The following is a 19,047-nucleotide window of genomic DNA, read 5'->3' as shown; positions in this document are numbered from 1 at the left end:
GACAGTGTCACGCCTGACGTGCGGCACTGTCTTTTTAAATTGTCGTAAAAATGCTTCTTCAGAATATCGTCCGTAAAATGCAGCAACAGAAATCGCTTTTCAGCTATTTTCCTTTCTGCATCAATTCTTCAAATTTATCAATCGCTCTTGTCGGTCCGGCAACCAAAATGCTGTCATTTTCAGTCAAAACGTCTCCAGCAGACGGAAGCACCATCTCTTGTCTGCTATGTGCCAAAGCAATGACATTCAGCCCGTAGCGATCGCGAAAATCCATTTCAGCCAATGATTTGCCGACAAACTCTGGATTTGTAATCAATATCTCCGCCAATTTGAAATTGGCGTCCAGATCAAGATAGTCAACCATGTTTTTTGATGTCAGACTCCGCCCGATACGAACCCCCATGTCGCGTTCAGGATGAACTACCCGATCAACGCCTAATTTCTCCAGCACTTTTGCATGATACTCATTTTGAGCTTTGGCCGTGACATATTTAACGCCCTGTTCTTTGACCATCAAAGTTACTAAAATGCTTGCCTGAATATCTTCACCGATTGCAACGATTACGTGGTCAACGTTTCTTATTCCAAGCGAACGAAGCACGTCTTCATCCTGTGCATCAGCTACAACGGCTTGAGTCGCAATATCTTTATAATCATTGACACGAGATTCGTATTTGTCAATTGCCAAAACTTCTTGTCCCGCATCAGCCAAAGTTTTGCAGACGCTTCCTCCAAAACGTCCCAATCCGATAACCGCAAAGGTTTGTTTCTTCATTGTGACGGTTCACCCTTTCAAAAAAGGCGGAATGACCAAAAGTCCTTCCGCCTCGCCAATGTCGTTTTAATTGCTAATATTCCAACAACGCCAAAGTATCAAAGCCTTTAAGCCTTTCGCGACCGTTCAAGGCTTTGAGCTCAATAATGAAGGCACACCCAACAACTTCACCGCCAAGCTGATTGACCAGATCAATCGTCGCACCGATCGTGCCGCCGGTTGCAAGCAAGTCATCTACGACCAAAACTTTTTGCCCCGGTTTGATTGCATCCTTATGCATATAAAGCGCTGAAGTACCATATTCAAGCGTATACTTAGCCTCAACCGTTTCTCTTGGGAGCTTTCCGGCTTTTCTTGCAGGCGCAAAACCAACACCGAGTTCATATGCAACTGGACATCCGATGATAAAGCCTCTTGCTTCGGGACACACGACCATTTCAACGCCCTTGTCCTTTGCAAACTGAACGATTCTGTCCGTTGCTTGACGATATGCTTCACCGTCAGCCATTAATGGAGTAACATCTCGGAAAATAATTCCTTTTTCAGGATAATCCGGGATGCTTGCGATGTAGTTGTTTAAATCTAATGCCATTTTGTAAATCTTCCTTTCACCAACAGCTGCAATTACTGCATGTTTTGAAGAAGCCAGGCTTTCACGTCGGCTTCTGAACCAGCTATAAGCAGCCGTTCCACTTCCATGCGCTTTTTACGCGCCTGGTAAGTTTTGGTGTCTTCAAGATTATGGTGCTTAATTTGCTTCATCCCACTTAAAGACCCATTTTCTATTTTAACAAATCCAGCGTCAAAAAACACCTTTAATATGAAAATCAAATCCGATTTCTTTATTTTAAAATACGCGCTGATCCTGTCGAGGTTTTTAGTGATCGGATAATTATCCAAATTACGGATCTTACGATACACTTGGGCAAAAACCTCGCGTGAAGGAATTCCGTCTATATAAACGTTGTCATTTTGGTAAAAAATAGCGCGCACGCTCTTGGCTTTGACATGCCTTATTCCATGCATCAGCTGTGCGTAATTGATAGGACAATCGACAAAAGCAACCTTGTCTGCCGAAACGTCATCCATATTTCTGCAGACAAGCACGCTTTTTGCCCCCTTTGAAAGATAAGGCTTGGCTTTTCCATATAATTCTTTTGTGAAAAAAACATAAGTCATATTATCAGCAAACATTGATTGTTTCAGCCTATTGGTTCTTAAAAGCTCAACCGAGATACCAGTTTTCTTTAAATCTTCAATCATGATTTGCGGATAGCGCTGATTTTGCCAAACGTTGATCGACAACGATCCGATAAACTTAATCGCTTCAGGATTTGCTAAAAGTTCGGCAATCTTGTTGCCAACCCCAAAACAAACGGCCGCTACTTTCACTGTCCGCTCCTCATTTAAGAGATTTAATCTCAAGTGATTTCCGTTTCCCATCGGCTTTGCATCTTCAACGACATATCCCCGATATGAAAAAACAGGTTTGGGATTGTTCGTCCCGAACGGACCAATTACGCTGAGTTCCTGAATCATTTCAGGATTAATCTCGCTTAAATCAATGTCACCGTCCAAAATTTTCACTTGTTTTGCTGCAGATTCCAAATTTTGCTTTTTGGCTTCTTGGTCAAGAATTTCTTGAAGCTTCGGAAGTTCATCCGCTGAAACGGTCAGCCCGCATGCCATGTGATGACCTCCGAATTTTTCCAAAAAATCACGGTGCCCATCCAATGCATCAAAAAGGTTGAACGCTTCAACGGAACGACCTGACCCCTTGGCAAGACCGGAATCGCGATTAACACCCAAGACGATCGTCGGTTTCCCGGTTGATTCGACCAAACGACTGGCAACAATGCCCAGAACGCCTTCATGCCATTTTTCACCCCAAACAAGATTCACAAGATGATTTTTTGATTCTTCGTTCAAAAGATCTTGCGCCTGGTCAGTGATGTCTTTGACAAGATTTTGACGTTCCATATTTTGCTGAAGCACGTTTTTGGCAATTTCTGAAGCCCTTTGTTCATCCATTGTCGTCAACAGCTCTACCCCAACTGTCGCATCAGAAATTCTCCCCAAGGCGTTAAGATTTGGCGCAATACTGAACCCAATCGTTTCTTCATCGACTTCATCTTGCTTTAATCCGCATTCTTCATATAAAGCAAGCAGTCCTATCCGTTCCGTTGAACGCAAAGCCTCCAAGCCGTACTTGACAAGAACGCGATTTTCGTCCACCAACGGAACCAAATCAGCAACGGTTCCTATCGCACAAAGATCCAAAGCTTCTTGCGGAATCTCTTCAAGCAATACCGTTGCCGCCTTGAATGCTACTCCGGCACCAGACAGTCCTTCAAAAGGATAGTCCCCGTCATCATTCGGAATTTTCGGATGAATAATCGCATACGCATCCGGCAGCTCTTGCGGCAATTCGTGATGATCGGTAATTACGACGTCAACACCTTGTTCTTTGGCAAATTCAATTGCCTCATGACCTGCAACCCCGTTATCGACGGTCACGATTAATTGAGTTCCGTTGTCAATCAAACGTTTGTAAACGTCTTTATTTGGTCCATAGCCGTCATCAAAGCGATTCGGAATATAATAGTCGCATTCCGCCCCCAGTTGCGTTAATGCTTCATACATGATTGACGTGCTCGTCAATCCGTCAGCATCATAATCGCCATAAACTGTAATTTTTTGTCCTTCAACAATTGCGGTCCTGATTCTGTCGGTTCCTTTTTTCATATCATGCATCAAATAAGGATCGTACAGATTTTCCGGCCCTGGTTTTAAAAAATTCTCTGCTTTTTCTTTTGTATCATAACCGCGATTAATCAAGATTTCGGCCACCAGCTCTGACAAATTTAGTGCCTCGGCTAATTTTTTCGTTTGATCCTGATCAGTTTGCGGTCCCTTTTTCCATTCGTATCTTGAATCAATCAAACTAATCCCTCAATTATCTATTTTGTACTTGTTGTTGAAGCATCGGTGCGCCTCATCGTCTGATTGGCTTTAAGGCTTTTTTCAAGCTCATTGATTTTCTTTTTTTGAGACACGATCGTTGAAACGGACAAAGAAGCTGCAATTATCGCACCAATCAAAATCGCGAGCACGAGCAAAATCACTAACGGCATCGTCACCTTAGTAAAACCAAAACTGACGGTCACGTTCCTGACGTTGAGCCAGGAGAAAATGACAACAATCAGCAATAAGACGATAACCAGAATCAACCTTCCTTGTTTTTTCATAATAATCCCCCTATGAATTATTTTTTGTTGAAAATTCCGCCTACCAAATAGTCGCCAAGGCGAGGGCACAACTCATAAAGATGATGAGCCAACTGCATATATTCAGGCAGATTCAGCTCTCTTCTAGACGTTCCGATCGATTTGACGACTTTTTCGGCAACGATTTCCGGGTTAAGAGAAAGCGCCCCGATTGAATCAAGGTAATGTCCTGACTCATCGGCAATATCAAAGAAATCGGTTCTTACGGGTCCCGGATTTACAGTCAGGACACTGATTCCCAAAGGTTTCAACTCCAAACGAAGCGCGTTTGAATATCCCAACACCGCAAATTTTGTTGCAGAATAAACGGAGGACTTAGGCGTTGCGATCTTCCCGGCAATCGATGCAATGTTGATAATCGCGCCACGCCTTCGTTCGGCCATATGAAGCGCGACGTATTTGGACATATACATCAATCCTAAAACGTTCACGCGAAACATTCTTTCGGCAATTGCCATGTCAAAGTCCAAAGCCTCTTTCATCAATCCAAAACCTGCATCGTTTACCAAGACGTCAATCGGTCCGATGCTTGATTCGACTTTTTCAACGACACGCTCAATCTGATTCGGAATCGATACGTCAACCTGAAAAGCATATGCGTCATTCCCCGATATCCTTCGACAAGTTGCCACCACTTCTTCCAGCTTTTCTATCCGGCGCGCACAACCTATGACGATGGCTCCTTTCTTTGCAGCCTGATAAGCAATCTGCTCACCCATTCCGGAAGAAGCGCCGGTTATCAAAACAATGCGCCCCTGCAAATTTTTCAATTCCTTATAACCCACCATTGTTATACCCCCTTCTTAAACGGAATATCGTAAACATCAAAATCTTTAACAATGCGACAGTTTTGAAAAACGCTCCTTGCATCTTTTTCCAACTGATGAAGACTTGGTCCGACATAACGTGCCGAAACATGATTAAGCAACAGTTTTGAAACGTCAGCTTTTAAAGCAACGTTTGCCGCTTGAATGCAAGTCGAATGATAGTAATTGCGGGCAAGCCTTGCGTCTCCGCGACCAAAAGTACATTCATGAACCAAGACATCCGCATTTTTAGCCAAATCAAAAATCGCTGGTGTCTGACGAGTATCACCCAAAATTGTCACTATCCGTCCTTTTTGCGGAGCACCAACGTAATCTTGACCGCATATTTCACGACCGTCATCAAGTTTAACCGTTTCTCCTGCTTTTAGGCGACCGTAAATCGGGCCTTCCGGAATTTTGTCTTCACGCAGCTTATCAATCAGAAGTTCCCCTGGATGAGGCTTTTCTTCAATTCGATAACCAAAACACTGAATTCGATGTTCCAAAAAACGACACTCGACTTTAAATTTATCATCCTCAAAAACAGTTCCTTCATCAGTCAGTTCAACCAATTTAAGCGGATATGACAATTTTGTCTGCGTTACCTGCATCGATGCCCTTACATAGCTTGCAATCCCCTTTGGACCATAAATCGTCAAAGGACGCGTTTCTTCTCCCGTTTGAAAAGAACGACTGCTGAGAAAACCCGGAAGGCCAAAAAGATGATCACCGTGAAGATGAGTGATAAAAATTTTATCAACTTTTCGCGGCCTGATCGTTGTTCGTAAAATCTGATGCTGAGTTCCTTCACCACAATCAAACATCCAAACGGAATTGTTTTCGTCAAGAAGTTTCAAGACAAGCGAAGACACGTTGCGGAACTTTGACGGCGATCCGGCACCTGTTCCTAAAAATTCAATTTCCATACTAAAATGTCCTATCTATTCATGAATTATGAGTTCAAGAAAGTATGACCCTTCAAAAACCCTTTCTGACTCTATTTTATCATCAAATCCTCTTAAAAAAAACAAATTGCGTGCTCGCGAACGTATATTCTGATAAAATACAGACATAAGGAGATGACTTTTTTTGGAAATCAGAGATTTTTTAACAATGACAGCTGACCTGAATGAAAACTACCGTATTTATATCGATCAAACTCCGCCCGTTCCTGCAGGAATCCTTCGCGTTACGGATGGGGCAGCTGTCTTTTTGGAAACAAAAAAGCCTCTTACTGTTAAAGACGCAAAAAAGCAACTGAATTTTCTAAAAAAAGAGCAAAAATTGATGTTTTTCGTCAATGAAACACCGCAATACGTATTTGGCTTAAAAATTTCCAATGATAAAATTTTGCTTAATTAAACAAATAGCCGCAACTTTAATTCATAAGCTGCGGCCACTATTCATCTACTTTAATATCTCATGTGCAATAAAAGATCCGAAGTAATTCAAGCCGTCAGGATTAGGATGAACATGATCATCATAAAACCATTCAGGATGATCTTTGCAATACGAATACCAATCGATGACCGTCAGATTACCGTATTTTTTAGCATCATCTTTCAGCTCCTGGTTTACCTGATCCTGCCATCTTCTTGTCGGAACAAACACATTGATCCAATAAACCTTTCGTTGCTTTCCAAGAATTTGCATAATCTTTTCCATCGTATTTTCATCATACGGTCCGTTCGTTCCCTCGCTGATCAAAACGGTCTGTGCAAGCTTTCCTGAAGAATTCAAAGATTGGAGAATCGGTACGATTTCTGAAACCTGACGACCAACTTTGGCATCAACGTACATATTCGGAAAAATCTCCTGCATCTTAGCAGAAGCGTCTGCCATCACGGAATCACCAACGCAAGTTATCTGAAGGCCTTGAGCTTTTTTTCGCTCGCTTTCAGTCAATGCAATCGGACTTTTCCCATCATTTTTTGATCCTGATGAAGAATTCGATGACTCTGAAACAGAATAATTGCCAGATGATGATTTGGAAGTTTTCTTGTCAGCTTTTTGATTGACCGAAGACGCCTTCTTTTGATTATTTTTTATGACGCTTTCAAGCTGCCCATCATCTTTGCTGTCCGATGCGGCAACAGATGATGGCATAAACGACCCGACTGCCGCCAAAACAAAAATCAGCAGCGGAATTGCGACATAAACGCGTTTCCATCCATATGAAGAATCCACTTTAAAGAATTCTTTGACGACGCTTGACGTCTTTGAATAATCAAATTTTTTCAACGGAACTTCCAAAAAACGGTACGACAATTCGCTGATTGCCAAAATAATAACAATTTCAATCAAGCCATGCATCACAGGATGTGCAGCGATGTTTTGAATCTTGGACTCATAAAAAACCATTACCGGATACTGATAAAGATATATTCCGTAGCTTCTTTTTCCGATCCACCTGAAAATCGAATTATCGAGCCAGTCACCCCAATCGGCACCGGGATGGACTACGACCGCCACTAAAATCATGGCAGCAAGCGAGAAAAAGAACATCCCGCCACGATAAACAAGCTCGTTTTCACCCGTCATCTTCGTAAACATCAAAGCAAGTAAAAGAAAAGATCCAAGACCGATGCCGTCCAAGATCAGCCGTGGCCTTGACGGAAGCTGTTTTTTTAATGACGTGCTTGGCCAGACGACGGCCAAACCTGCACCAATCAAAATCGAGAACATTCTAGTATCCGTTCCATAGTAAACACGCGAAGGATCTTCGCCGACATGGTACATAAATGCCATCTCAAGGGCTGAAAATAGAATCATGATCAAAATCGTATCGATAATCGGTTGTTTTTTCTTAAAGAACTTAATCATGACAAAAATGAAAATTGGCCACAACAAGTAAAATTGTCCTTCAATCGACAATGACCACAAATGCGTAAACGGCGACTGATTGCCGAACTTGTCAAAATACGATTCATGATGATTGATCTGATACCAGTTATAAACATATAAAAAATTAGTTCCGATTACTGATTTTAAATTTTCAGCCAATCCTCTTGAAAACATAGTGATATATGCGGCCGTTGATAGAACCATTGCAACCAATCCTGGATAAAGCCGCTTGATTCTTCTGATATAAAAGGCCTTGACATCAATCGTCCCGTTTTGTTGGAACTCCTGAAAAAGCAGGTCAGTAATCAAATACCCCGAAACAACGAAAAATATCGGAACCCCCAAGAAACCGCCTTGAAAGCTGAACGGTGCCAAATGATACAAAATGACCGCCACGACCGCAATTGCGCGAATTCCGTCAAGTCCTTTGATGTATCGCTTCTTTTTTAGTCTCTTTCCCATTATTACTCACCTTATAAAATTGATTATTCAACAAATTCGAACGTGAAGTCGCCGATTCTTACAAGATCTCCATTCTTTGCGCCTCTTGCTCTTAATTCATCATCAACTCCCATTCCGCGAAGCTGTCTTGCAAATCTCATCATGCTTTCATCATGTTCAAGATTTGTCATCTTAAATAGTTTTTCGAGTTTTTCACCCGAAAGGATCCAAACGGCATCAGAATCACGAGTAAGCGTAAACGGCTTATCGTCATCAGCTTCAAAGCCGTATTCAGCTCGCTTCTTTTCTTGAATGCGATCGGTGAGCGTGGCAAATGCAGGAGTTTCTTCCAAAACATTTGCCGTCCTCTGCATCAATGCATCAAGACCTTGGTGCGTCAGCGATGAAATCGCCATAACTTCCGGTATATGCTTCAACGTGTCATCGTTTTCAAGCCTGGCTCTGAATTTTTCAAGATTGTCAGAAGAATCAGGCATGTCCATCTTTGAAGCAACGACGATTTGCGGGCGTTCGAGCAATAACGGATCATACGTGGCAAGTTCAGCATTGATCTTTTTATAATCGTCAAACGGATCTCGTCCTTCAACGCCCGACATATCGATCAAATGCAAAATAACCCGCGTTCTTTCAATGTGACGCAAAAATTGAATTCCCAAACCGACGCCCTGGGAGGCACCTTCAATCAATCCCGGCAAATCAGCCATTACAAAATCGCGACCGTCGTCCAAACGAACCATTCCAAGATTTGGAACAAGCGTGGTAAAATGATAGTCGGCGATTTTCGGCTTGGCACTCGTTACAACGGAAAGAAGCGTCGATTTGCCAACGGAAGGAAATCCGACCAAGCCGACATCTGCCAAGACCTTGAGTTCAAGCTGAATCGTGCGTTCAACTCCCGGCTCGCCGTTTTCGGCAATTTCGGGAGCAGGATTTTTTGCAGAAGCAAAATGAATGTTGCCGCGACCACCGCGACCGCCTTTCGCAACAACCAGTTCCTGACCTGCATCTATCAGGTCTCCCAAGATTTCTCCGGTTTCAGCATCCGTGACCGTCGTGCCTTGCGGAACGTCAATATAAAGGTCATTTGCTCCGCGACCATACATTCCCTTGATCATCCCATTTTGCCCTGGTTTTGCTTTAAAAATTCGATGAAATCTGAAATCCATCAAAGTTCTCAAGCCTTCGTCCACCTTCAAAATGACGCTTCCGCCCTTGCCGCCGTCACCACCGGCAGGACCTCCGTTCGGAACATATTTTTCACGCCGGAAAGCAACAGCTCCATCCCCGCCTTTTCCGGCCTTTACTTGTATTTTCACTTGATCTACAAACATTTTTTTCATCCTTACTTAATTGAGTGCATCTTAGTCAAACACTAACAATCAATCATAGTTCTGCGCTATGCTTTTGAATTTTTATACGAACGTTAAACCCGTCAAGCATAGTACCATGCTTTAATATAACAGTTTTGCGAACCAGGGTCAAAGAATTTGTAAAAATTAGTTAAAAAAGGCCAAGAGATTCTCTCGACCTGCAAACTTCTAAAAATTAGCATAAACTTTTTGACAAAATCAAAGATTTTTTTAGCTGATCTTGATTCATCTTTGCAATGTCCATAAATAAAGACGCCACACCAAAAAATAATTCCTGAAACGCCTGAGATTTCAGCAGTTTTTTTCATAAAGCGTTTTTCAAAACCCGGCTTAAGAATTACGGTTCTTATCTCAGTCGGCTTCAGGCTACTTTGCTTTTTAGGCATGCTTTACGAAAAGGAAAACACCGGCAAGAAAATTCCGCAAATCATGACACAAATAATCATAAGCATAAACAACTTATGATGGCACACGTTTTTATTCATGGAAAATTCCCCCGATCAGATGAAAACAACCGTTTAGCTTTTATTGATTTTATGACCAAATTATAACACAACTTCAAGCGCTTGTTTCAAATTCATACCATCAAATTCATGATTATGTCTCATTTTCCTTTGCCAAGCTGATTTTGATCGTTTGCGCCGTTTTTTGAGGAATTCCCAAACCAATCAATTCTTCAACGCTGGCCTCAGACAGCCGCTTCAAAGAACCAAAATTGCGCAACAGCTTCGTTCGTGTTTTGGGGCCGACCCCCTTGATTCGCTCCAGTCTTGAAGAAAGTGAGTTCTTGCTGTGCACTTGTCTGTGAAAAGTAATTGCAAATCGGTGCACTTCATCTTGAATGCGCTGCAGCAGATAGAATCCCTCACTTTTAGGATTCAGCCCGATTTTTTCGCCGGTTTCGGTCATCAGGTCGGCCGTTTTGTGATGCTCATTTTTGACCATTCCGGCAACCGGTATGTTTAACCCAAGCTGATTTTGAAGCACGTCGATGCAAGCATCGATCTGAATTTTCGCACCGTCCATCAAAATCAGATCAGGAAGATTTTCATGCTCCTTCAACAGGCGACTGTATCTGCGATAGATTACTTCTCTCGTGCTTGCAGCTTCATCTGCATGATCAGTATTTTTCAGTTTGTACTTGCGATACAGAGTTTTTTCAGGACGACCATCGACAAAGCAGACCATTGCCGACACGATGTCTGTCCCCTGAAGATGAGAGTGGTCAAATGCTTCCACGCGATGTCCGTTCGGAAGGCCCAATGCATCGGTAATCTCGTTCATCGCACCAACCGTCTTTCTGTCATCAAGTTCAAGAAGTCGAAATTTTTCTTCCAAGACAAGCTGGGCATTTTTATGAGCCATTTCCAATAAGTCTCGTTTCTGACCCCTTTTAGGAGTTTTAACCGAGACTCCGAGAATCTCATTTAAAACTTTTTTGTCAATCCCTGGCGGAACAAGGATTTCCTTTGGCAAAATGCGGTTTTTCTGATTATAAAATTGGAGGATAAATGAAGCAAGTTCTTCTTCCGGAAGGTCAATGCAAGGAAACAAGCGCTTTTCACGCTTTATCAAACGTGCTTGCCTGATGAAAAAGACTTGAATCGAAATCCACCCTTTGTCCATGAAGAAGTTGAACAAGTCCCTTGGCGTATTGTCGTTTGAAATAATTTTTTGCTTCTCAACCGTCATTTCAACATAACGGATTTGATCTCTTATTTCAGCAGCTCTTTCAAATTCAAGTTTGTCTGCCGCATCATTCATTTTTGCAGTCAATTCGCGCTTAATCTGTGAAACGTTGCCGTTTAAAAATGATTTGATCTTGCGAATATTTCTCTCATAAGCTTCAACCGGAACCTCTTTAAAACATGCGCCCAGACATTGCCCCATATGGTAGTACAGACATGGTCTCTTCTGATGCCCGGGGCACCGTCTTAGCGGATAGACTTTTTGAAGCAGCTGTAAAGTTTCTTGTGCAGCGTAAACATTTGGATACGGTCCAAAATAATAACCGCCGTCATTTAAAACTTTACTTACGATCATTATTTGCGGATCGCGCTCATTCGTTATTTTTATATAAGGATAGCCGGTTCCGCGCTTAAGTTTTATGTTGTAATAAGGCTTATGTTTTTGAATCAAAGTAATTTCAAGCAAAAACGCTTCCTTGTCAGTCGACGTTACGATCGTCTCAAAATCATGAATTTCAGAAACAAGTTTGGCCGTTTTGCCTTCATGTGAACTTTTAAAGTATGAACGAACGCGATTTTTCAAATTTTTGGCTTTGCCAACATAGATAATCTTTGCATTGACGTCTTTCATCAAATAACATCCAGGCTGATCAGGCAATAGTTTCAGCTTGTTTTCGATGTGCTGCGTCGTCATTGAAATCCCTCCGTTTCGTTAAATGCTACAATATCTTCGCCAAAAATTCCTTTGCACGATCAGTCTTAGGTGCATTAAAGAAATCTTTCGGATTGCCTTTTTCTTGAATATAGCCGTCAGACATGAACCAGACTTCGTCAGCAACTTCCTTGGCAAAGCCCATCTCGTGCGTGACAACCACCATTGTCATTCCGGAATCGGCCAAATCACGCATAACCTTCAAAACTTCACCGACCATCTCCGGATCAAGCGCGCTTGTCGGTTCATCGAAGAGCATCACCTCAGGATCCATCGCCAATGCGCGTGCAATTGCGACACGCTGCTGTTGGCCGCCTGAAAGACTCGCAGGATATTGATTTTCGTGATCAGACAAACCTACCTTTTCAAGCAGCTGTTTGGCTTTTTTTTCGGCTTCATCTTCAGCAATTCCTTTGACCCTCATCGGTGCAACTTTGATGTTTTCGAGCACCGTCATGTTAGGAAACAGATTAAAACTTTGAAATACCATCCCCATTTTCTCTCTTAAAGCGCAAAGCTCTTTTTCAGATATATTCGTCAAATCTTTGCCTTCAAACAAGATCTTCCCAGAGTTTGGCTTTTCAAGCACATTCAAGCAGCGAAGAAAAGTGCTCTTGCCTGACCCTGAAGGACCGATTACGCAAATAACTTGTCCCTTGTTGACGTTTTCTGTGATGCCTTTTAAAACAATATTTTTGCCATATTTTTTCATAAGGTTTTTAATTTCGATCATTTTCGTCATAACTAAACTTCCTTCCGATTCTTCCTAAAAATTTCCGATGCTCAAATTATACATCTTTTGCTTTCTTTATGCAATTTAAAGCTGAATCACCCGTTGTATATTCAAATGAAGTGCATAAAATTGCATTGTGACCATGCTCTTGCATTTTACGTGCCAAATCTGTTATGCTTTCAATGTTAAGAGGTGATTACATGGGTCTTAAAGTAAACCGTCAAACAAATCTTGAAAAGCTTTTTGATCAATTCGCAGTCATAGAACCAGAAAAGACTGCGAAGAACAAAGAAAAGGCTGATAAGTCTCAAAAGACTGAATCTAAAAAAGAAGACAAGAAATAACTAAAAAGGAATCAGCGATGATTCCTTTTTTACTTCAAAAACACTGCACTTGATAAAAAAGCACCTCAAAGATGAGGTGCAAGCTTCCTACATCCCAGCCGTAAAACCATTGGGGTAGCGTTTATTCAAAGTTTCGATGTTTGCCTTGGCAACGTCGTCGAAATCAACATTGGCCCATTGCGCAATCTGGGAAAGGTACCACAGGACGTCCCCAAGCTCATCGATCATTTTTTCTTTATCAAGATCTTTTCCTTTAAAAGTATAGTCCTGAATCAGATCAATCAATTGACCGCTCTCTCCAGCCAATCCTAACGCACAATTCGTCAAAACCTGTTCATTTCCGTAAAGAGTGCGATTGGCAGCTTTTTGATACTCATTGAATTCCATCGTTAATCCCCCTTAATACCGCTCATTTTTTCAACCCAGTTCCAGACTTCTTCTTTGCCGGCCTTTGTGACGGATGAAAAAAGAACGATTTCGTCTTGCGGGTTCAAAGCGAGTTTTTTCCTGATTTGGCTCTCTGTCCTGTTCCACTTTCCGCGCGGTATTTTGTCCATTTTCGTTGCACAGACAAGAATCGGCAAATCATAGTAGTGCAAAAAATCAATCATCTGACAATCAAGCTCCGTTGGCTCATGGCGCCCGTCAACTAGCGAAATCACGCCGCGCAGAACGGGACGATCGGAAAAATACCTTTCAATCATCTGTCCCCATTTTTCACGATCTTTTTTCGAAACTTTTGCGTACCCATATCCTGGCACGTCCACAAAATACAGTTCGGATTCAATATTGTAAAAATTAAGCGTCTGCGTCTTTCCGGGCTGACTTGATGTCCTTGCCAACCCTTTGCGATTGATCAACGTATTAATCAAAGAAGACTTACCGACGTTCGATCGGCCTGACAGAGCTATTTCCGGGAACCCCTCATTGGGGTATTGCGCAGGAGAAACTGCGCTGATCGTCAGCTCGACGTTTTGAACTTTCATTTTTTCTTCCACCCTTCATAAATCATCCTTGGATATCATCTCCTGAACTGGTTGATTTATAAGCATTGATAAAATTTTCCAAAGCAATTTTATGATTGCATTTAAACAGAACGTGCATATTATACATATGCTAATTATACTATCTGAATTTAAATGATGCAAAGAAAGCACCAAAATGCTTTAGAATGGGGCGATTCATCCGCTGCTTACAGGAGCGGATGTCTTTCTGCCATTTTGGATAAAAAAGAAACACCCCACAACGTATCGTTTGAGGTGCTTTCTGATAAGAAATAAGAGGGCCATGGTCCCTGGTATATCTTATAAATATATTACTTTGTCTTTACGACTTCCTTATCACCGTAGTAACCGCAAGCTGAGCATACGTGATGTGACTTTCTGAGTTCACCACAGTTAGGGCATGCGCTCATGCCAGGAACTGACAGCTTGTAGTGCGTACGACGTAATCTTTTGCGTGTCTTTGATGTTTTACGTGCTGGTACAGCCATTACGGGGCACCTCCTTTAACTTTCAAAATGACTCAACAAAAAGAATTGTACTTGTTATTCAAGAAATTTGCAACAAATCTTAGGAATTTTCCTCGGAATTCTTGAAAAAATCCTTTAATTTGGACAAACGCGGATCAACTCCGTCCTCATCTTTTCGAGATTTTTTTAACTGACTCTCGGAAACAACAGACCAGTCATTGCCAGAAGGCATCGACTCATCGCTGCTCTGTTCAGTAGCAGTCAAAACCTGCATAGGAATTTGCAACAAAATATTGTCACAAATCGCATTATCAAGATCCAAAATATCATTTGGCAAAATCATAACGACATCAGTATCTTCAAAACGCGACAAATCATGTTCGTGCTGACTGACATAATGCTCAGTAAAATCAAAAATAAGCGGAACTTCCGTTGCTTCCAACGAACGAGAAGACGGAAGCACAAGCTTTGTTTTAACTTTAACATAACCGCAGACTCCCAATTCGTCAACGGAAAAAATTCCCTTGACTTCAACGGGAGAAACTTCAATAATATCTGAATTTCGAGCCATGAGCTCATCTTTCAAATCAAGCGTTTCAGAAAACGTCAACGGTTCATCGACAGTCTGGCGTAACTCATTCAGCGACCATTTCATGCTGTATTTCCTCCCAATGCAACAAATTTGATTATAACCTGTCAACCAAGAGTTTGTCAACCCGTTTTACTTGACAGCTAATAAAATCTTAACGGAGCACGCTTCAAATCTTGCTCGCATCCATTTTTAAGCTGATAAATCTTTCCCGCACGATAATCAAGTTCCAAGCGTTTTTTGCGATCATCTTGGCCGACCTTTGCGAAAATATCAATTTCATCGCGTTTCTTCGCCAAATGTAAAACGTCGCGACCACGCTCATTGAATCCAAGCACCCTGACGTACGGATTGTCATTATAAGCTTCAATTTCATCGCTTTTAATCCCCAAAAGGCATGAGCAAGCCAGGCGCGACAGTCTCGTATACGTGAAACGCTTGTTTTTGACAAGCTTGATCCATTCGTCAAAAGTAGCATCATACGGCATTTTTTGAGCACAATCCTTCAAACGATACTCGATTCCTTCGGCCATCCCGTAGATTTTTCCAAGTGAATTTACGGACTGACTAAGCAACAGGTAATGCAGATCAGGCCAAAAATCATTCCACGAAACAAATGGGCTTTTTTTCAAATCGTTTGCCGTCGCTTCGGGAACGACCCGATCTATTTGAGAACGAGCACCGCTTGCAACGGAAGTTCTGATTGCCGTTGCACTTGCGATTTTTGAATTATCGCCAAAAGTCGTATCATGGTATCCGGCTTGGATCCTTTGAACGGGATGCAATTCCAATTCGTCTTTCATTAAAAGGGACTGTTTTGCGTATGACAGTGCCAACAAATCGTTTGGCTGATCAACGCTATGTCCGATTTTTTGCGCAATTGCCTGTTGAAACGATGCGGCATACGACTGATCGTATTTTTTAAAATCGCCGTGAACGTCTGCGACAAGTTCTGCATATTTCTTAAAATCGTATTCGGCATGCTCCGCACCAAAAAACAAATCGGTTACGCCAAGCGAACTCAATGCGTTCACGCCGCCAAACGCAAAGCGATCCGCCGGCTGCATGCAAGCAGCAACCGGAACTTCAACGACCAAATCAGCACCGTTTTGCAAGGCTTCGCCTGCCCTGGTCCATTTGTCAAAACACGCAGGTTCTCCGCGTTGAAGAAAGTTTCCGCTCATTGCGACAATTAATGGCGCATCGCTTAGCTCTTTTTTGATCTGCTCGATCTGATAGCGATGACCATTGTGAAACGGGTTATACTCGGCTATTACGCCTGCGATCTTCAATACACCGCACCTCTCAGTCTTTTTGACAAGCAAAGAACCAACGTGTTGTTTGCTCATTCGGTTTGCTCTTGCCAAAATCTGCACTGACCTTGACCTGATTGAACCCTGCATGTTTAAGAGCTTTAAGATAAACGTCAAGCTCATAGGTTCTTTCATAATGAAGCTCTTCAATTCGATCGTATCCGTCTTCTTTTTCGTCCCAGATAAAGAAAGTCAGTTCATGTTCGACGCTGTGAGGATATTTACCCTCAAAACTTGTCCAAATGAAAGCCTGCTCTTCATCGGTGTAATTGTACATGTATCCCGGATAGACCACGTCGGTTTGATAAGGCGTAATCACGTCAAAGATAAATTTTCCTTCAGGTTTCAGGTGCTGAAAAACTTCAACAAATGCTCTTTCAACGCTTTTTTCATCAGGCAGATAACAAAACGAATCAGCAAAGCAGGTCACGTTGCTGAATTTTTCGGAAAGATCGCTTAAATCAAGCATATCGCCCTGATAAAGCGGAAGGTCGACTCCAGCTTCCTCAGCATGTTTCAAAGCAAGACTCAGCATGTCTTCCGACAAATCAAAACCTGACGTTTCAAATCCGCGTTCAGCAAGTTTTACGGCAAATTTCCCCGATCCGCATGCAAGGTCCAAAACATTCCCCGAAACAAGCTCATCTTCGGCAAAATCAAGCCAGTTGGCATACATCTCAGGATCCATCAAGTCATCGTACAATTTGGCAAATGTCGTGTAAATCATTATTCCTTGATCCAATCGTCAATATCTGCCAAAGGTGCGTCAGACCAAAGCTTTTCAAGATTGTAAAACTGTCGCGTCTCAGTTTTGAAAACATGAACGACAACGTCTCCCAAATCAAGCAATATCCAGTTTGCTCCGTCTTTTCCTTCGACGTTTCGGACTTCAAAACCTGCTTCTTCAACTTTTTCTTCAATTACATCAGCGATTGCCTTGACCTGGCGTTCCGAATTCGCCTGCATGATTACGAAATAATCCGCAAGCAGACTGATTCCTTGAACGTCCAAAGCGACAATATCCTCAGCACGTTTGCTGTCAGCTGCTTCAACGACAACTTTTAATAATTCTTTGCTATCCATAAAATACCTCGCTTTAATTTTCTGCAACGAACGCATTATAAGTCAAAATAGCGTCCGGATAAATTTTAGAACTGCTGCTCATCAAAAACTGCAGCGTATGTTTGGTTTCAAAAATTACGGCCTGTTTTAAATTTGCATAAGCCAAGGATCTTGCAATCTCAACGTCTGGAAAACTGCGATTCGGTTCGACGTAATCGCTAACGTAAACAATTTGATCAAGCGTCGTCATTTCAGGAGCTCCCACCGTGTGACGTCTTACGGCATTCAGAATTTCTTCATCCGTAATTTTCAGCTCATCTTTGATAAATTCAGCGCCGACGACACCATGCCAAATGAAATTGCCCCAGTTCAGCAAATCAGAATCAAGCTTTTTTTCCTTGATTTTTTCGATAAACTGTTCATCCGTTTTTTCTTTGGCATAGTCGTGAACAAAGCCTGCAATCATTGCCTGTTCCGGATCGACTCCGTTCAATTTGGCAAGTTCATAACATGTTTGTCCAACGCCCAAAATATGTTTATAACGAAAATCGCTCAATTGATTTTTGATTTTCTCCAACAATTCTTCTTTTGTGCCATGGTAGAAACGATTGCTTAGTTTTATTTCACTCACGATATAAGCCTTCCTCTCTGATATACTCCTCAACGGCATCGGGAACAAGATATTTGATTGAGCAATCATGCCTGATTTTTTCCCGAATCATCGATGAGCTGATTTCAATGTGCGGAACGTCCACCCAAACGATCGGATACTCGCTTCTGTGCCTGTAACCTGGACGTTCGACACCGACAAATTTGACCAGTTTGATCAAATCGGCAATCCTGTGCCATTTTGGCAAATACTCCACCATGTCGCCGCCGATAATGAAGTAATATTCCGTTTCAGGATTTCTTAGCGTAAGCTCTTTCATCGTATCATAAGTATAGCTTACGCCGCCACGTTTCAGTTCGATGTCTTCTATCTCAAAATCAGGGTTGTTTTCGATTGCAAGTTCCGCCATCTTCAAACGATATTTTGCATCGATTGCGCTTTTGGCATCGACATGCGGCGGCAGATTGTCCGGCATGAACATGACCTTGTCAAGGTCAAGCTGACTTTTAACCTGCTCCGCCATAATCAGATGACCGTGATGAATCGGATTGAACGTTCCGCCCAAAATTCCGACACGTTTCTTCTTGATTCCGCTGATCGACTCAACCTTGATCTGGATCTCAGGCATCTTTTTTTTAGAGATAACCACGAAAAGGCCTCCTATATTTTGGCTGCTTCAAGCGAATAGCTGCGATTTTCACGCTTATCGGCCTGCTTGAACAAAACGAGAACGTGACCAATTTTTTGAACGACCTGAATCTGAGAATTATCTTCGATATACTCAATAACTTCTTCGTCTTCCACGATCGCGTTTTGCAAAACGTTGATTTTAAGCAGTTCGCGCTTTTCAATCGCATCTTCGACTTGCTTGAGCCAGTTTGCGGTCAAACCTTCTTTTCCGACTTGAAAAAGCGGTCTCATCCCATGAGCCTGCGAACGTAAATAGCGTTTTTGCTTTCCTTTTAGTTTCATTTTTTCAAC

Annotated in this window: 23 protein-coding genes; 2 read left to right on the top strand and 21 right to left on the bottom strand. The window is 42.1% G+C overall.

The annotated features are described in order from the left end of the window. Window positions 1-103: 103 nt before the first annotated feature. The 6 genes from BMZ95_RS00420 to rnz all read right to left on the bottom strand — a co-directional run bounded on the left by BMZ95_RS00420 (window position 104) and on the right by rnz (window position 5,794). A complete protein-coding gene (locus BMZ95_RS00420; protein ID WP_003693820.1) occupies window positions 104-775 on the bottom strand; it encodes a potassium channel family protein in 672 nt (223 codons plus the stop codon). A 73-nt stretch (window positions 776-848) separates the two neighbouring features. Then, entirely contained in the window at window positions 849-1,367 is a 519-nt protein-coding gene (locus tag BMZ95_RS00415; RefSeq protein ID WP_014073525.1) for an adenine phosphoribosyltransferase, read from the bottom strand. 32 nt (window positions 1,368-1,399) lie between these two features. After that, entirely contained in the window at window positions 1,400-3,718 is a 2,319-nt protein-coding gene (recJ, locus tag BMZ95_RS00410; protein ID WP_046922804.1) for a single-stranded-DNA-specific exonuclease RecJ, read from the bottom strand. A gap of 17 nt (window positions 3,719-3,735) precedes the next feature. Next, a complete protein-coding gene (locus BMZ95_RS00405) occupies window positions 3,736-4,023 on the bottom strand; it encodes a lipopolysaccharide assembly protein LapA domain-containing protein (protein ID WP_003698107.1) in 288 nt (95 codons plus the stop codon). 17 nt (window positions 4,024-4,040) lie between these two features. Further along, window positions 4,041-4,850: an SDR family NAD(P)-dependent oxidoreductase gene (locus tag BMZ95_RS00400; protein ID WP_046922805.1), complete on the bottom strand. Its 810-nt coding sequence runs from the start codon at window positions 4,848-4,850 to the stop codon at window positions 4,041-4,043. 2 nt (window positions 4,851-4,852) lie between these two features. After that, the gene (gene rnz / locus BMZ95_RS00395; protein ID WP_046922806.1) at window positions 4,853-5,794 is read right to left on the bottom strand and encodes a ribonuclease Z; all 942 of its coding nucleotides are present in this window, start codon (window positions 5,792-5,794) and stop codon (window positions 4,853-4,855) included. Window positions 5,795-5,957: 163 nt separating this feature from the next. Between rnz and BMZ95_RS00390 the strand changes: the two genes are divergently transcribed. Then, complete coding sequence (locus BMZ95_RS00390; protein ID WP_003698105.1) at window positions 5,958-6,230, top strand: hypothetical protein; 273 nt, start codon at window positions 5,958-5,960, stop codon at window positions 6,228-6,230. A gap of 45 nt (window positions 6,231-6,275) precedes the next feature. Here the strand turns inward: BMZ95_RS00390 and BMZ95_RS00385 are convergent, their stop codons facing one another. The 5 genes from BMZ95_RS00385 to BMZ95_RS00365 all read right to left on the bottom strand — a co-directional run bounded on the left by BMZ95_RS00385 (window position 6,276) and on the right by BMZ95_RS00365 (window position 12,686). Beyond that, complete coding sequence (locus BMZ95_RS00385; RefSeq protein ID WP_046922808.1) at window positions 6,276-8,174, bottom strand: acyltransferase family protein; 1,899 nt, start codon at window positions 8,172-8,174, stop codon at window positions 6,276-6,278. A 23-nt stretch (window positions 8,175-8,197) separates the two neighbouring features. Next, window positions 8,198-9,505, bottom strand: coding sequence for a GTPase ObgE (gene obgE / locus BMZ95_RS00380; protein WP_014073529.1), 1,308 nt, complete (start codon window positions 9,503-9,505; stop codon window positions 8,198-8,200). A gap of 101 nt (window positions 9,506-9,606) precedes the next feature. Then, entirely contained in the window at window positions 9,607-9,930 is a 324-nt protein-coding gene (locus BMZ95_RS11345) for a hypothetical protein (RefSeq protein WP_014073530.1), read from the bottom strand. 211 nt (window positions 9,931-10,141) lie between these two features. Next, the gene (gene uvrC / locus BMZ95_RS00370) at window positions 10,142-11,926 is read right to left on the bottom strand and encodes an excinuclease ABC subunit UvrC (RefSeq protein WP_014073531.1); all 1,785 of its coding nucleotides are present in this window, start codon (window positions 11,924-11,926) and stop codon (window positions 10,142-10,144) included. Window positions 11,927-11,951: 25 nt separating this feature from the next. Beyond that, on the bottom strand, window positions 11,952-12,686 hold the full coding sequence (locus BMZ95_RS00365; RefSeq protein ID WP_014073532.1) for an amino acid ABC transporter ATP-binding protein: 735 nt from the start codon (window positions 12,684-12,686) through the stop codon (window positions 11,952-11,954). A gap of 191 nt (window positions 12,687-12,877) precedes the next feature. Here BMZ95_RS00365 and BMZ95_RS11220 point away from each other — a divergent pair, with 191 nt between their 5' ends. Next, window positions 12,878-13,021: an SPJ_0845 family protein gene (locus tag BMZ95_RS11220; RefSeq protein WP_164477221.1), complete on the top strand. Its 144-nt coding sequence runs from the start codon at window positions 12,878-12,880 to the stop codon at window positions 13,019-13,021. Window positions 13,022-13,108: 87 nt separating this feature from the next. Here the strand turns inward: BMZ95_RS11220 and BMZ95_RS00360 are convergent, their stop codons facing one another. The 10 genes from BMZ95_RS00360 to yhbY form a co-directional block, all read right to left on the bottom strand. Then, entirely contained in the window at window positions 13,109-13,408 is a 300-nt protein-coding gene (locus BMZ95_RS00360) for a nucleoside triphosphate pyrophosphohydrolase family protein (RefSeq protein WP_014073534.1), read from the bottom strand. Between the two features lie 2 nt (window positions 13,409-13,410). Further along, entirely contained in the window at window positions 13,411-14,007 is a 597-nt protein-coding gene (yihA, locus tag BMZ95_RS00355) for a ribosome biogenesis GTP-binding protein YihA/YsxC (RefSeq protein WP_014073535.1), read from the bottom strand. A 329-nt stretch (window positions 14,008-14,336) separates the two neighbouring features. Beyond that, complete coding sequence (rpmF, locus tag BMZ95_RS00350) at window positions 14,337-14,513, bottom strand: 50S ribosomal protein L32 (RefSeq protein WP_003698087.1); 177 nt, start codon at window positions 14,511-14,513, stop codon at window positions 14,337-14,339. Window positions 14,514-14,592: 79 nt separating this feature from the next. Then, complete coding sequence (locus tag BMZ95_RS00345; RefSeq protein ID WP_014073537.1) at window positions 14,593-15,147, bottom strand: YceD family protein; 555 nt, start codon at window positions 15,145-15,147, stop codon at window positions 14,593-14,595. Window positions 15,148-15,224: 77 nt separating this feature from the next. Next, window positions 15,225-16,373 (bottom strand): nucleotidyltransferase, encoded by a 1,149-nt coding sequence (locus tag BMZ95_RS00340; protein ID WP_014073538.1) that lies wholly within the window; start codon window positions 16,371-16,373, stop codon window positions 15,225-15,227. Between the two features lie 13 nt (window positions 16,374-16,386). Beyond that, on the bottom strand, window positions 16,387-17,121 hold the full coding sequence (locus tag BMZ95_RS00335) for a class I SAM-dependent DNA methyltransferase (protein ID WP_014073539.1): 735 nt from the start codon (window positions 17,119-17,121) through the stop codon (window positions 16,387-16,389). Beyond that, window positions 17,121-17,477, bottom strand: a complete 357-nt coding sequence (gene rsfS / locus BMZ95_RS00330; RefSeq protein ID WP_014073540.1) for a ribosome silencing factor — start codon at window positions 17,475-17,477, stop codon at window positions 17,121-17,123. Before rsfS ends, BMZ95_RS00335 begins: the two co-directional genes overlap by 1 nt. A 13-nt stretch (window positions 17,478-17,490) precedes the next feature. Beyond that, a complete protein-coding gene (yqeK, locus tag BMZ95_RS00325) occupies window positions 17,491-18,087 on the bottom strand; it encodes a bis(5'-nucleosyl)-tetraphosphatase (symmetrical) YqeK (protein ID WP_014073541.1) in 597 nt (198 codons plus the stop codon). Beyond that, window positions 18,080-18,694, bottom strand: a complete 615-nt coding sequence (locus tag BMZ95_RS00320; RefSeq protein WP_041820332.1) for a nicotinate-nucleotide adenylyltransferase — start codon at window positions 18,692-18,694, stop codon at window positions 18,080-18,082. Before BMZ95_RS00320 ends, yqeK begins: the two co-directional genes overlap by 8 nt. Window positions 18,695-18,726: 32 nt before the next feature. Next, window positions 18,727-19,038, bottom strand: a complete 312-nt coding sequence (gene yhbY / locus BMZ95_RS00315) for a ribosome assembly RNA-binding protein YhbY (RefSeq protein WP_014073543.1) — start codon at window positions 19,036-19,038, stop codon at window positions 18,727-18,729. Window positions 19,039-19,047 lie beyond the last annotated feature (9 nt).

The sequence above is a fragment of the Ligilactobacillus ruminis DSM 20403 = NBRC 102161 genome, from assembly GCF_900113455.1.
Lineage (GTDB): Bacteria > Bacillota > Bacilli > Lactobacillales > Lactobacillaceae > Ligilactobacillus > Ligilactobacillus ruminis.
Note: the sequence above shows the minus strand (reverse complement) of the source record. Positions and strands in the feature narration are given on the sequence as shown.

Bases quoted from the DNA above. Each gene is read 5' to 3' on its own strand.
- BMZ95_RS00345 (WP_014073537.1), bottom strand. From the start codon at position 15,147: ATGAAATGGTCGCTGAATGAGTTACGCCAGACTGTCGATGAACCGTTG.
- rnz (WP_046922806.1), bottom strand. From the start codon at position 5,794: ATGGAAATTGAATTTTTAGGAACAGGTGCCGGATCGCCGTCAAAGTTC.
- BMZ95_RS00415 (WP_014073525.1), bottom strand. From the start codon at position 1,367: ATGGCATTAGATTTAAACAACTACATCGCAAGCATCCCGGATTATCCT.
- obgE (WP_014073529.1), bottom strand. From the start codon at position 9,505: ATGTTTGTAGATCAAGTGAAAATACAAGTAAAGGCCGGAAAAGGCGGG.
- BMZ95_RS00335 (WP_014073539.1), bottom strand. From the start codon at position 17,121: ATGATTTACACGACATTTGCCAAATTGTACGATGACTTGATGGATCCT.
- rpmF (WP_003698087.1), bottom strand. From the start codon at position 14,513: ATGGCTGTACCAGCACGTAAAACATCAAAGACACGCAAAAGATTACGT.
- yihA (WP_014073535.1), bottom strand. From the start codon at position 14,007: ATGAAAGTTCAAAACGTCGAGCTGACGATCAGCGCAGTTTCTCCTGCG.
- BMZ95_RS00405 (WP_003698107.1), bottom strand. From the start codon at position 4,023: ATGAAAAAACAAGGAAGGTTGATTCTGGTTATCGTCTTATTGCTGATT.
- BMZ95_RS00400 (WP_046922805.1), bottom strand. From the start codon at position 4,850: ATGGTGGGTTATAAGGAATTGAAAAATTTGCAGGGGCGCATTGTTTTG.
- BMZ95_RS00420 (WP_003693820.1), bottom strand. From the start codon at position 775: ATGAAGAAACAAACCTTTGCGGTTATCGGATTGGGACGTTTTGGAGGA.
- yhbY (WP_014073543.1), bottom strand. From the start codon at position 19,038: ATGAAACTAAAAGGAAAGCAAAAACGCTATTTACGTTCGCAGGCTCAT.
- uvrC (WP_014073531.1), bottom strand. From the start codon at position 11,926: ATGACGACGCAGCACATCGAAAACAAGCTGAAACTATTGCCTGATCAG.
- BMZ95_RS00320 (WP_041820332.1), bottom strand. From the start codon at position 18,694: ATGCCTGAGATCCAGATCAAGGTTGAGTCGATCAGCGGAATCAAGAAG.
- BMZ95_RS11345 (WP_014073530.1), bottom strand. From the start codon at position 9,930: ATGCCTAAAAAGCAAAGTAGCCTGAAGCCGACTGAGATAAGAACCGTA.
- rsfS (WP_014073540.1), bottom strand. From the start codon at position 17,477: ATGGATAGCAAAGAATTATTAAAAGTTGTCGTTGAAGCAGCTGACAGC.
- BMZ95_RS00385 (WP_046922808.1), bottom strand. From the start codon at position 8,174: ATGGGAAAGAGACTAAAAAAGAAGCGATACATCAAAGGACTTGACGGA.
- BMZ95_RS00360 (WP_014073534.1), bottom strand. From the start codon at position 13,408: ATGGAATTCAATGAGTATCAAAAAGCTGCCAATCGCACTCTTTACGGA.
- BMZ95_RS00365 (WP_014073532.1), bottom strand. From the start codon at position 12,686: ATGACGAAAATGATCGAAATTAAAAACCTTATGAAAAAATATGGCAAA.
- BMZ95_RS11220 (WP_164477221.1), top strand. From the start codon at position 12,878: ATGGGTCTTAAAGTAAACCGTCAAACAAATCTTGAAAAGCTTTTTGAT.